General features: G+C 61.8%; 13 protein-coding genes and 1 pseudogene. 9 read left to right on the top strand and 5 right to left on the bottom strand.

The genetic code is table 11. From position 1 onward, the window contains the following. Nucleotides 1-313: 313 nt before the first annotated feature. The 5 genes and pseudogenes from QMK17_RS25410 to QMK17_RS25430 all read left to right on the top strand — a co-directional run. The gene (locus QMK17_RS25410) at nt 314-1,237 is read left to right on the top strand and encodes an ATP-grasp fold amidoligase family protein (protein ID WP_283512069.1); all 924 of its coding nucleotides are present in this window, start codon (nt 314-316) and stop codon (nt 1,235-1,237) included. A gap of 105 nt (nt 1,238-1,342) precedes the next feature. Continuing rightward, a complete protein-coding gene (locus QMK17_RS25415) occupies nt 1,343-1,894 on the top strand; it encodes a hypothetical protein (protein WP_283512070.1) in 552 nt (183 codons plus the stop codon). A gap of 64 nt (nt 1,895-1,958) precedes the next feature. Further along, nucleotides 1,959-2,720, top strand: a complete 762-nt coding sequence (locus tag QMK17_RS25420) for an SDR family NAD(P)-dependent oxidoreductase (protein WP_283512071.1) — start codon at nt 1,959-1,961, stop codon at nt 2,718-2,720. A 109-nt stretch (nt 2,721-2,829) separates the two neighbouring features. After that, nucleotides 2,830-2,976 carry a hypothetical protein gene (locus QMK17_RS25425; RefSeq protein ID WP_283512072.1) on the top strand — a complete coding sequence of 49 codons (147 nt, stop codon included), beginning with the start codon at nt 2,830-2,832 and terminating at the stop codon, nt 2,974-2,976. 128 nt (nt 2,977-3,104) lie between these two features. Beyond that, a pseudogene (locus QMK17_RS25430) lies at nt 3,105-3,308 on the top strand (transposase); the annotation flags it as partial. A 160-nt stretch (nt 3,309-3,468) separates the two neighbouring features. On the opposite strand, the gene QMK17_RS25435 reads toward QMK17_RS25430, so the two are convergent. From QMK17_RS25435 to QMK17_RS25445, 3 genes are all read right to left on the bottom strand, one after another. Continuing rightward, a complete protein-coding gene (locus QMK17_RS25435; protein WP_283512073.1) occupies nt 3,469-3,624 on the bottom strand; it encodes a hypothetical protein in 156 nt (51 codons plus the stop codon). A gap of 155 nt (nt 3,625-3,779) precedes the next feature. After that, the gene (locus QMK17_RS25440) at nt 3,780-4,022 is read right to left on the bottom strand and encodes a hypothetical protein (RefSeq protein WP_283512074.1); all 243 of its coding nucleotides are present in this window, start codon (nt 4,020-4,022) and stop codon (nt 3,780-3,782) included. A 374-nt stretch (nt 4,023-4,396) separates the two neighbouring features. After that, the gene (locus tag QMK17_RS25445) at nt 4,397-4,981 is read right to left on the bottom strand and encodes a CGNR zinc finger domain-containing protein (protein ID WP_283512075.1); all 585 of its coding nucleotides are present in this window, start codon (nt 4,979-4,981) and stop codon (nt 4,397-4,399) included. A 92-nt stretch (nt 4,982-5,073) separates the two neighbouring features. Here QMK17_RS25445 and QMK17_RS25450 point away from each other — a divergent pair, with 92 nt between their 5' ends. The 3 genes from QMK17_RS25450 to QMK17_RS25460 all read left to right on the top strand — a co-directional run bounded on the left by QMK17_RS25450 (nt 5,074) and on the right by QMK17_RS25460 (nt 8,751). Beyond that, nucleotides 5,074-6,141, top strand: a complete 1,068-nt coding sequence (locus tag QMK17_RS25450) for an LLM class flavin-dependent oxidoreductase (RefSeq protein ID WP_283512076.1) — start codon at nt 5,074-5,076, stop codon at nt 6,139-6,141. Between the two features lie 505 nt (nt 6,142-6,646). Further along, the gene (locus tag QMK17_RS25455; RefSeq protein ID WP_283512077.1) at nt 6,647-7,435 is read left to right on the top strand and encodes an MBL fold metallo-hydrolase; all 789 of its coding nucleotides are present in this window, start codon (nt 6,647-6,649) and stop codon (nt 7,433-7,435) included. Continuing rightward, complete coding sequence (locus tag QMK17_RS25460; RefSeq protein WP_283512078.1) at nt 7,420-8,751, top strand: MFS transporter; 1,332 nt, start codon at nt 7,420-7,422, stop codon at nt 8,749-8,751. Before QMK17_RS25455 ends, QMK17_RS25460 begins: the two co-directional genes overlap by 16 nt. Nucleotides 8,752-8,959: 208 nt before the next feature. On the opposite strand, the gene QMK17_RS25465 is transcribed toward QMK17_RS25460, so the two are convergent. Then, on the bottom strand, nt 8,960-9,883 hold the full coding sequence (locus tag QMK17_RS25465) for an EamA family transporter (RefSeq protein ID WP_283512079.1): 924 nt from the start codon (nt 9,881-9,883) through the stop codon (nt 8,960-8,962). A gap of 84 nt (nt 9,884-9,967) precedes the next feature. Between QMK17_RS25465 and QMK17_RS25470 the strand changes: the two genes are divergently transcribed. Continuing rightward, entirely contained in the window at nt 9,968-10,873 is a 906-nt protein-coding gene (locus QMK17_RS25470) for a LysR family transcriptional regulator (protein WP_283512080.1), read from the top strand. A 4-nt stretch (nt 10,874-10,877) separates the two neighbouring features. On the opposite strand, the gene QMK17_RS25475 is transcribed toward QMK17_RS25470, so the two are convergent. Next, nucleotides 10,878-11,114 (bottom strand): hypothetical protein, encoded by a 237-nt coding sequence (locus QMK17_RS25475; protein ID WP_283512081.1) that lies wholly within the window; start codon nt 11,112-11,114, stop codon nt 10,878-10,880. Between the last annotated feature and the right edge of the window lie 506 nt (nt 11,115-11,620).

Consider the following 11,620-nt stretch of genomic DNA (forward strand, 5'->3'; position numbering starts at 1 on the left):
CATCTGCGAGATGCCCTTCTTGTGGTCAGAATCGGTTCTGTAGAAAGTCCCATTCGTCCACCACAGCAGGGCATTTCGCGTCTAACGCGCATGTTGAGCGGCTACCTCATCGGTGCATTCAGGCTTAGTGCATACCTGCTTCTGTATCGGCGGATGATGTCCGAACCAGCGATCGCGCGGCGGCCGGCCAGGCACCTTCGGGCTGCTCACATTTCGAGTCAGGGTTGATTCTCGAGTGACATTCTTCGAGGGCAAAAATCATCGGCCGGCGTCGTAGTTGAGGAGGGCGAGATGGCGTGAGCGTAGTTCACTGGTGCGCCGGTGGCGTTTGCTCCGCAGCAGGCGGCCGAGCACGTTCACCGACAAGGTGAAGTACAAGATGTTGCGGGACCATCGGGAACTGCTGGTGACGTTCGCCGACAAGGCGGCTGTGCGCCGTTACGTCACTTCCATTGTGGGGGAAGGCTATCTGCCCGTTGCTTACGCTGTCACCGACGATCCTTCTGTCTTGAGGGACATCGGCCTTCCAACAGAGTTTGTCGTGAAACCGACCCATGGTAGTGGCGCTGTCGTTGTCATTTCCGGGCACGCCGACTCGGCGGCGACACTTCCTTCCGTGGACGCATGCTGGTCCTACACGCATGCTCGACCCGAGGCCGTCGACCGTGAGCAGTTGGTACGCATCGCCCGGTACTGGCTCGAACAGCTGTACGGGCAAGGTCCCAACCGCGAATGGGCGTACGGCCGCGTCCCGCGGAAGATTTTGATCGAAGAGTTGCTCCGTGGGCCGGACGGTGGCATTGCCGACGACTTCAAGTTCTTCGTCTTTCATGGTCGCTGCGAGTTCGTTCAAGTCGACACCGGGCGTTTTGGACGCCGCACCCAGGACTTCTATCGCAGAGCATGGACTCACCTTCCCCTCAGTGGTGGCCACCCGCACGCGAACCCTCCGCACCCAATGCCCGACAATTTGACCGAGATGATCAACATCGCCGAGCTGTTGGGGCAATCGACCGATTTCGTCCGGGTCGATCTCTACCTCGTCGGTAACCGCATTGTGGTCGGCGAACTCACCAGCTACCCGGCGGGAGGTCAAAGCCCATTCGAGCCGAAGTCGTTCGACTTGGAGTTCGGTCGAGCCTGGACGGTCCCATCGTGTTACGAGGATCGGAGGTTCCGCATGGGCCGCGCAACAACACCCGCGGATGACAGCGTGTCGGACGAGCTGTCGATGTGATTGTTCGTGTTGAACGAGGGGCATGTGCGCCTGTCAGGCGGTTGCTTGCTCGGCCGGTAATGCCAAGCGGCGCAGTGCTTCGGAGTCTCGAGGGTGAACGGCTGCGTGCTCTACTTCCTCCCCAGCGCCCTGTTCCGGGTCGCTGCATTCCAGATGCTCGCCGGCTATTTCGCATTTCAAATGGTGGTTTTCGCTTCGCTGCGTGCTCGGGCCAAAGGATGGCAGCCAGGTGGCCGGTGGACTCTGGGCAAGTGGGGATGGCCGGTGTCCATCGGAGCGCTGATTTACGGTGTGCTGTCGATGATCCTGCTGGCCCGCCCCAACGGCGACACCAGCCTGGCGTTCTACGACCGATGGATCGCACTGATCGGTTTCCTCGTCGTCGCCGCAGTTGGCCTGGTCTACATGTACGTCGCCAAGCCGTACAAGCGCTCCACCGCACCCGAAGGCGACGCCATCGACATTGCGAACATTCTCCGCGACCACCGTGCAAAAGACGACGCCGATGAACACGGCAGCGATGCACCCACCCCCGTCACAGCGGATAACACACAGCGCGCTCGGGCGAACGAAAGGTACTCATCGTGGGCAAGCTCAAGAGAAAAGTCGCCTTCATCACCGGAACCGCACGCGGACAGGGCCGTTCGCATGCACTGACACTGGCACGCCAGGGCGCGGATATCATCGGCCTCGACTCCTGCCGCAAGCCGGCGTCGACCCAATGCGACGGCGCGACAATGGAAGACCTGGAAGAGACCATACGACTGGTCGAGGACACCGGGGGCGCATCCTCGCCCGAGCCGCCGATGTCCGCGACAGCACCCAGATCACGAACGTCTTCGGTGAGGGCGTCGATCTATTCGGCCGCGTCGACATCGTCCTACCGAATGCGGGCATTTGCGCAGGTGGATTGAGCTGGGAGATCAACGAAGATGCGTGGCGAGAAATGCTCGATATCAACCTCACCGGCGTGTGGAACACCGTCAAAGCGGCCGTCCCGACGATGATCGAACAAGGCGACGGCGGATCGATCGTGTTCACCGGATCCACCGAAGCGCTCAAGGGCTCGTCCAACATCGCGTCGTATTCGGCCTCCAAACACGGTGTCACAGGGTTGATGACATCGATGGCGCGGGAATTGGGTCAGTACAACATACGGGTGAACTCGGTGAACCCGACATGCGTCGACACGCACATGATCAACAACCCGTTCGTGTACAACCTTTTCCGCCCGGATCTGACAGATCCAAAAAGAAACGATGTCGTCGAGGCGTTCACCGGAACCCACATCCTGCCGGTTCCGTGCCCACTGCGATGCGGTCGTCGTTACCTCCCGCGTCCGCAGCTCTCAACCCAACGTTGGTGGTCGCTGCCAACACACTGCGGTTGCGTCAGGAATCACCGCCGCAGCTCACTAAGATTCGAACAGCCCACACGAGGGCCGAGATCCGCGCCAGGATCTCGGCCCTCACCCATCCGTTAGAGAACTCGAACGCCGATTACGCGCCGCGATGCGTCGAATTCGACGGTAGAACACCGAAATACATCGAGACTACGAGCTTTGAAAGTTTCTCGATCTGTTGTCTCACCCAGTGAACAACGAACCAGAGCGGTTCGAAGAATTGGTCGCCAGAAGCGTTCGGCTGCGTGTCGGCACCCCGCAACCACACGAGGTCCGGCCGGATCGGTGCACCGAGTTCGTCGGCGGGGTGGCAGGAACGTCGGCTCGTATCCAGTAGGTGTGCTCATCCAGAGCTTCCAACATGTCCCCGGTGACAGGCATTTGAACGCACTCGCTCCCTGTGGAACGCAAGCGTGGTGATTGTGTCAGGTTTACTTGACGGTGCGGAAGTGCTGTTTTTCGTACCTGGTCATCTCGGATGGGCATGCTGATTGGAAAGCTGCTGTGGCGCTTCAGTTCACTGGAGCTTCGTGGCAGCGGTGTCGGATTCATTTTATGCGGAATGTCGGACGGGATGTGTCGTCGAAAGGTGTGCCGCCGGTGATGGCTGCGGCAAAGAAGGTTATTGCATCTACTGATCTGGATGATGTTGCGCAGCAGTGGGATCAATCGCTGATGCGAAGTTCGGGGCTGATTCCCTGCTCGCAGCAATAGGCGTTGCCCTGACGCTGCCCAGCAACCCGTATAACGATCCAGTGGGGTGCCGGAAAAGCAAGAACGGACCGCAGCTGAACGTGAAGTCAGAGCGGGCCAGTCTCTGGTGTGCGGTTCAGGGTTGTGAGTTCTCCTCTTTTGGAGGATGTGGCACGTTGTGGTCGTCGATATGCGCACCCTCGACTGCGTCAGGCTCTGCAGTGTGCTCCCGCGGACCGTCGTTGCTGCCATGGTTGGGGACAACGGCGTCGGCGTCGCTCGGCATCGTCATGAGTTCTCCAAAGGGTTTTGGCGACAAGTCGTCGCGGTAAGACTCTTCTAGGGTGCCCCGGCGCGCGGAAAACTACACCTTCTGCGGCGCGCCTGGTGGACGCTCGTTGATGTGCCGGTCGTCCGGTCGAGCGCGAGAATCCATCCCCGCAACCGTCATGATCGATCGGAGACATCGACGATGTCGTCATCGTCGGCGAACGTCAACGTGCCACCCTCGACCGCGATCGCCCATCGATGCGGGGCAGCCCACTCGCGTCCGAGCCGATCTGCCGGCAGCAGGAAGTCACCGAAATCCTCGACCACAGTGCCCGTGACGAGGGCACCCCGGCCCCGCCGCAGTTGTACGGTGTCACCAACAGCGCACTTGGGCGTTGTGACCTTTCTCGAATAATTCACAGCGACAGTAAAACAGACGCGCCCTCTGGCCACAGAAACCACTGACCCAGTTCGGTGCATTTCAAGCCCGCCGGCTGGTCGGTGCCTGCGAAGCGGTGGGGCTATTTCTAGCGGTAGGGGGGTAGTCGGCGCGGACACTGCTCCCGTACAGAGGTCGCCGTAGGCCAATCCTGAGACCGAGGTCTCCTAGCCTTGCAGCGAGTAGGGATCGTCGACCGTGTCATCAACGCGGCGCACGGCTTGGAGAACGGCTTGCCGCGTGGTGGGCCCCGTCGGTCACCGAGGCCCCGTATCGAACTCACCTCGCTGGCCGGCAAATTTTTCGCACCCGATGAGCATGAGCTTCGCGCTTGATTGGCCCCTGCCGAGGATGGTCAAGGCGGTGTGCCTTGTTTACGGGCGTAAGCCCGTGCGGCGCGGACTCGGTCTCCGCAGCGGACCGAGCACCAATGTCTGCGGGCATGAGTGCGCAACATGAAACGGTCGCACGGCGATGCCTGACATTGAGCGATCGCTCCCGCGTCCTCGCCGGTCAGAAGTAAGACGCAGTTTGCGGCAATCTGCGACATAGCGTGCTCGACCAGACGCGTAGTCGGATGCTTGATTGTCCGGCGAAAGCCGTGATTGGCGTCGTGTTGCAGCACAGGCGCACTGGGCATGCTGGCCAGGGCGCGGTTGATGCCATCCACGGCGTGTCGCGGGGGAACGGTGCCCTCCACCTGGGCTGTCAAGGCTGCCCGAATGTCCGACCGCAGGCCGGTGAGCCGATTCTGGCAATACGACTGCAGAGTCGTCCGGTCGGGAACGAGTCCATGAATTTCGAGCCACTCGGTGGTCGCGTCCGGGCTGGTCAACTCGTCGAAACGGTGACCGCCTGGCAGAGCGACCGCGGTGTTGGCCAAGGCGAGACTGACGTGTTCATCGGATCCTGGTGCGGGCGGCAAGGCCAGAATGGTCATTGTCTCATGTTAGCAGTGGCCTTCTGCCGTGATACTTGCTACGCTCGACTCACGCTAAAAATCATTCACAAACGTGAGAATTGAGTGTCTCGATGATCTTTCCAACCCCCTCCGGCACAGCTCCCTTCGCCCTATCGATTCTTGACAACGCATCGACCGGCGTGGGCCACACAGTGGGGGAGACGTTCTCGGACATCATCGAATTGGCCAAGTTGGCGGAGCGGCGTGGCTACCACCGATTCTGGATGTCCGAACATCACGCGATGCCGGGTGCTGCAACCTCGTCACCCCAAATTATGGTTTCCAGGTTGACCGCCGAGACGAAGCGCATCCGATTGGGGGCGGGCGGAATTATGCTTCCCAACCACGCGCCCCTGGTTATCGCCGAGCAGTTTGGCATGCTCGATACGCTCGCGCCGGGACGCATCGACCTCGGGCTTGGACGTGCCCCCGGCACGAATTCACCGACCGCAGCGGCGCTACGGCGGGGCATCGACGCGAATGATAATTTCCCGCAACAAGTTGTGGAATTGCTCGGGCTTCTCGCCGACGACTTTCCGCCGAGTCACCCCTACCGAAATGTCCACGCCGTTCCTGGCCCGTGGCAAGCCGATGAGAACCGGGTACCGCGACCGGCAACCAGTCCGGATGTGTGGGTGTTGGGTTCTTCGCCGTATTCTGCCCAGCTCGCGGGTCAGCTCGGTCGGCCTTACGCCTTTGCGCTGCAGTTCGGTAATGCCGACGTCGACACGGCGATGAGCCTGTATAGAGAAAACTTCCGGCCTTCCGGCGTACTTTCTGAGCCGTATAGCCTTCTGAGCGTAGCTGCACTGGCACAGGACGATGCCGCAGAAGCGGAGCGCCACACAGCATCCGCTGCCATGGCGATGCTCAGGATGTTCCAGGGCAAGCCCTACGCACTGCTCCCACCCGACGAGGTGGCAGCCTATCCGGCGACCCCCCAAGAAAGAAACGTCATCGACTCATTTCTGGACCATTACACCCATGGCACCGCAGCGCAGGTCGCTGATGAGCTCGAGCAGCTTCAGAACCGAACGGGAGTGAACGAAATTATGCTCGTAGGTCTGAGCAACACACATCATGACCAAGCACGGTCGGTGGAACTTATTGCTGACCACTACAAGATGTCTGCAGCGTGAATACACCCTCCGCTACGTTGGTAGGCCACGGTTACCGGCGACTGGTCCAAACATCGAAAACTGCACTGAGAGTCCAGAAGTCCATTCCAAAACCATCACGGACGCGCCTCGAACGAACAACACTCGACCCATTGATCTCTGGTTCAACGCCGGGCGCCGGCGGATGACGTCGGACTACGCGGCGCCCGGACCACATCACTGCGCGCGCCCGTGACGCAGGTACCTCCGTCACCGGACGCGGGCATGCTCGGATGCAGCTACTTCGCTACCCACCGCCACGCTGAAGTTGTCGCTGAGCCGTGGGCTCGGTACTCGGCGCGATTCACGCGGCTGTAGAAGCAAATTTTCGAGATACCAGGCTAGGTGATACGAACTTTGAGCGCGGTCGTGGGTTGGTGGCCAACGGCGCGGTCAGGCGGGAAACGCATCGCCGATATCCGGTGACCCGAATCGACACAGTCGTAATCGTGCGCTACCGCGTATCACGGTAAACAGTGTTTTTGACATGAGAATTGAGCTTGCACGCATGAAAATGACGCACGTACGCAATGCCACGATGCTGATCGACTACGACAACTCGACCGTGCTGATCGACCCGATGCTCGGCGCGCGCGGCTCGATGGACCCGTTTCCCGCGGTCAGCGGAAACACCGCACGCAACCCCATGGTCGACCTCGTCGTTCCCCTCGAACGACTCGTAACTCCCGACGTGGTCGTCGTTACGCACACTCACGCCGACCACTGGGATGCTGCCGCAGCGTCAATGCTGCCGCGTGAGGTGCCGATCCTCGTTCAGCACGCCGAGGACGCCGACATCATCACCGGCTACGGGTTCACCGACGTCCGGATACTCGACGAACCGATCGTCGTGTCGGATATCGAGTTCACGCGGACGTCCGCACAGCACAGTTCCGACGAAATCCTGGAAGCGCTGCCCTCTCTCGGACAGGTGATGGGCGTCATTCTGCGTCGCGACAGCGAACCGACGGTGTACGTAGCAGGCGACACGGTGATGACCGACAACGTGCGAGACACGCTCCGGGACAATGCCCCCGACATTGTCGTTCTCAATACCGGCGGCGCGACCCCGACGCCGATGGGGCCCATCATCATGAGCCCCGACGACGTAGAAGAAGTCGCTCGCCTGGCACCCCGGGCGCACATCGTCAGCGTCCATATGGAGGCGCTCAATCACTGCCCGGTCACACGTGAAGACGTCCACCGAGAAGCCGCACTCCATGGGATCACCGACCGCATCTCGATTCCCGAGGATGGCGAATGCCTGACATTCTGACGTCGGCTGCGCAGGTGGGCGCGCACCACCGGATCCAGCAGCGCACCGTCGGCGTCCTCGCGGCCGGTCAAGTTCTCGGCGGCCTCGGCATGGGCGCTGCCGTCAGTATGGGCGCTTTGCTCGTCACCGACGTCACAGGATCCGCCTCGTGGTCCGGGATGGCTGCAACCTCGAACACTCTCGGCGCTGCTCTCTTCGCGATCCCGCTCGCACTTCTGGCACGCAGACGTGGCCGACGCGTGTCCATGGCCTCGGGAGCCGTCATCGCGGCTGTCGGGGCCCTTGGTGTCGCGGGCTGGGCGGCAGCCGGCAACGCCGTTCTCGTGCTCGCCAGTTTGATCGTCATGGGTGCCGGAACTGCGCTCGGATTCCAGGCCCGTTTCGCAGCAACGGATTTAGCAACGAAGGAGCGGCAGGGTCGCGATCTGTCGCTCGTCGTCTGGGCCACCACGATCGGGGCCGTCGTGGGCCCCAATCTTGCCGAACCTGGCGAGGCACTGGGGCACGCACTGCGACTCCCCGAATTCACCGGGGGCTTCGTGATCGCTGGTGTTGCCCAGCTTTTGGGGGCGGCGCTGTACTTTGCCAGCTTGCGCCCGGACCCGCTTCTGCTCGCAATCGAAGCCGCACCCGCTCCCGCGCACAACGAGACAACGAGCGAGCGCCCCTCCGGTGGCTTCGCTATCCTTCGCCGGAACAGCGGGGCGCGTCGCGCTGTGATCACCATTGCGCTGAGCCATGCCGTCATGGTCGCCTTAATGGGAATGACGCCGGTGCACCTGACTTCGCACGGCGCTTCTTTGACTGTGGTCGGAGTGACCATCAGCTTGCATGTCGCTGGCATGTACGGCTTTTCACCGCTGTTCGGAATCCTCGCCGACCGAGCGGGGGGACACGTAGCCGTTCTCGTCGGGCAGGCTCTGCTCGCCACTGCATTGCTGGTGGCGGCCTTCGGTGCGAACGATGCCGTGACGGTCACGGCGAGTTTGATCTTGTTGGGCCTCGGGTGGTCTGCAACAACGGTTGCAGGCTCGGCAATGTTGAGTGCCGCCCTCCCAGTGGAACAGCGAGCGCCGGTACAAGGCGTGTCGGACTTCGTCATGAACATCGTCGGGGCCGCCGGAGGCGCTCTGGCCGGGCCCATCCTTACCGGAATCGGTTTCGGTGGGCTGGCCACGAGCCTGCTGCTTCTCGTTGTTTCGGTGTCTGCGCTGCAGATCCGAGCCGTACGCTCCGACTCGAAACCAACAAAAGCGCCTACCCCTCCCAGAGAGCTCCCGAGAGCCCGATATGCCCGATATGCCCGCGAGGTGTAAGACGCCAGGTTCAACCTGTCAATGCAACAAGCTCCACGGCAAGGCACTCTGCGGGTGACCTGAATCCAAGGCACTTTCGTGGACGGTTGTTCAGTTCGGCTGCAATAGAATTGAGATTTTCACGCTTGATTCGCTGGCCTGTTGATGTCGCGCACGCCGCGGTGATGGCGGTCTGGTCACCATCACCGGCGTCACTTGCGCGGCGCGACTATTGCGGGACGGGTGCTCTGTGATCGTCGGTTGGCGCTTGTACGGATGCGGGCCGGGCGCCCGCGCGGGTGGCGCCGATACCGGCAATCACGACGAAGGCCACGCCGGCTGCGGGTAAAAGGCCGGGTTTCTGGCCGAGCACCACCAGCCCCGCGAGCAATGCGATGGCGGGTTCGAGGCTCATCAGGGTGCCGAAGGCGGAGGTGGTCAAGCGGCGTAGGGCGAGGAACTCGAGGATGAACGGCAACACGACACTGAGCGCTGCCAGCCCCAGCATGAGGGCCAACAGTTGCCAGGTCACGCGGCTGAGCTGCGTCGGCGCTGCAACGAGGAGCCCGACAACGCCGGCCACGGGCATGGAAAGGGCAAGGCCACTCAATCCGGTGACGTTGTCACCGACACGCTGGGTCAGCAAGATGTAGCAGGCCCAACAGGCTGCAGCGGTCAAAGCGAAACCGGCACCGAGTACATCGATGCCGCCGCTCCAAGGCTCGGTGAGCAGTAGGACCCCGATGGCGGCTGGAGCGGCCCAGAGTTTGCGTCTGCCACCACCGGGGCCGCACAGAGATACCGTCAACGGACCGAGGAATTCGAGCGCGCTGGCGGTACCGAGCGGCAGTCTGGTGGCCGCGAGCATGAAAAACACCATCATGCCGGCGGTCACCGCGCCTAGCGCGATGCACGCCATTAGATCTCGGCCGGTGAAGTCGCGGGGCTTGGGTCGGACCAGCAGTAGTAGCAAGAGTCCACCCCACCCGAGGCGCAGTCCAGCTGTCCCCAGGGCGCCGAGTTGGTCGAGCACGGTGACCGACAATGCCAGCCCAAGCTGGATGCTCGACATCGATACGGTCGCCATGAGAGCGCCGACGTCGGCGCTGCGGAGGCCGAACACGACACGGGCGTGTGGGGGGCGTGAGGTCATGGGCTCGAGTAAAGAGCTTGCGGACCATTCATGTCCACGCGCCATCGATGGACAATTCGTTCGGAAATCATCGACAATTGGAGAATGGAGACACGGCGGCTGCAGTTTTTGGTGGAGTTGTCCCGGCTGGGATCGATGCGCGCGGTTGCCGACGTGCAACGAACGACCACCTCGACGGTGTCTCAACAGATCGCCGTCCTGGCCCGCGAGGTGGGTACCGCGCTGATCGAACCGCAGGGTCGAAGGGTACGGCTCACCCCCGCAGGGCGCCGGTTGGCCGAACACGCGGTGACGATTCTCGCGGCAGTCGAGGCCGCCCGCCTCGATCTCGCCCCCGGATCGGAGCCGAACGGAACCTTGCGAGTCGCCGGGTTCGCCACCGCCATCCGTTCATTTCTGCTGCCCGTCGTACTCGACTTGGCCGAGAGTCATCCCCACGTTCGCGTTCTGGTGCGCGAACACGAACCCGCGGAAGCGCTTGCGCTGCTGGCTGCCGATGAGGTGGACCTGGCGCTCACCTACGATTACACGCTTGCGCCCGCCGTCGAGGATCGTGGTGTGCGTGTCACCGACTTGTGGACCGCGAGATGGGGACTGGGGGTGCCCGCGGGCGCAGAATTCGACGACGAGGCGACGATGGATGTCTTCGACCGTTTTCGTGCCCATGACTGGATCGTCAACTCCCGCAACACTGCCGACGAAACAGTGATCCGCACACTCGCCTCGATGGCGGGTTTCACGCCCTGCATCACCCACCAAGCTGACAGTCTCGACCTGGTGCAGGGCATGATCGCGGCGCGTCTCGGCGTGGGACTGTTGCCCCTCGGTACCGTCACGATCGCCGGAGTTCGGCTGATCCCGTTGACTGCCCCGAATGTCGAGTTGCGGGCATATGCCGTCGCTCGGCACGGCCGGCTCAACTGGCCTCCGCTCGCGCTGGTGACTCAATGCCTCATCGAACAGACCGCGGCCGAGGGCTTCTCGGGCTGACGGGTCAGTCCTCGGGCAGAGCAGCAAACATCTTTTTGGTTTTCACATACCACCCCATGCCTGCGATCGGACGTCTCCACCTGCCCTGCATGTCCGCCAGTGCGCCTCGGTGCGTTTCATCACCGCTTGCGACCATTTCTTTCAAATGGCTGTCTTGCGACTTTATGACCTCGTCAGCCTTGTTGCCGCGGAATGGGGTGTTGCATGGCCCTCCCATTTGCTTGCACGTCATTGTTTTCATCTCGGACACGGCCTTTCCTGGAGATCATTGGCGGGAGCCTCGGATTGATGTTCTGTACGCCAACGCTAGCGGCAGTTCGGTGACCGATGCTTCTCGATTCCTGATCGATTCGTTCAGCGATGAATTCCGATCAGACAGGCTTTCTGGCCTCGAAGAGTGTTCGAGAAAAGTAAGCCAGGAACAGTCCGTCGGCCTCGATCTGCTCGTGCAAATCGCGCAGACGTCGCGGTAGTGGTCGACGGTGAAGCCGGTCACGGTCCAGATCGATTTGCCAAGGAAGTACACCAAGGCGCCGATGTCGAAGAATTTTATTCGCCCCCGAGCACCTGAAGATCGACAAGACCGGTTTCGACACCGTGCTCTTGGAGATCACGTCGACCTAGGGCGTGTCTCCTAAAGGGTTATGTGGCGCGACCACAGGAAGACCGCATGTAGGAGCGCACCCGCCCGATACGTCAACGCCAGTTTGTCGTACCGGGTGGCAAGTCCTCGCCACTGTTTGACGG

This window comes from Rhodococcus sp. G-MC3 (assembly GCF_030063335.1).
GTDB lineage: Bacteria > Actinomycetota > Actinomycetes > Mycobacteriales > Mycobacteriaceae > Rhodococcoides.

Coding starts and splice junctions, on each gene's coding strand:
- QMK17_RS25450 (WP_283512076.1), top strand. CDS start 5,074: ATGATCTTTCCAACCCCCTCCGGCACAGCTCCCTTCGCCCTATCGATT.
- QMK17_RS25420 (WP_283512071.1), top strand. CDS start 1,959: ATGCGACGGCGCGACAATGGAAGACCTGGAAGAGACCATACGACTGGT.
- QMK17_RS25470 (WP_283512080.1), top strand. CDS start 9,968: ATGGAGACACGGCGGCTGCAGTTTTTGGTGGAGTTGTCCCGGCTGGGA.
- QMK17_RS25455 (WP_283512077.1), top strand. CDS start 6,647: ATGAGAATTGAGCTTGCACGCATGAAAATGACGCACGTACGCAATGCC.
- QMK17_RS25475 (WP_283512081.1), bottom strand. CDS start 11,114: ATGAAAACAATGACGTGCAAGCAAATGGGAGGGCCATGCAACACCCCA.
- QMK17_RS25460 (WP_283512078.1), top strand. CDS start 7,420: ATGCCTGACATTCTGACGTCGGCTGCGCAGGTGGGCGCGCACCACCGG.
- QMK17_RS25445 (WP_283512075.1), bottom strand. CDS start 4,981: ATGACCATTCTGGCCTTGCCGCCCGCACCAGGATCCGATGAACACGTC.
- QMK17_RS25465 (WP_283512079.1), bottom strand. CDS start 9,883: ATGACCTCACGCCCCCCACACGCCCGTGTCGTGTTCGGCCTCCGCAGC.
- QMK17_RS25435 (WP_283512073.1), bottom strand. CDS start 3,624: ATGACGATGCCGAGCGACGCCGACGCCGTTGTCCCCAACCATGGCAGC.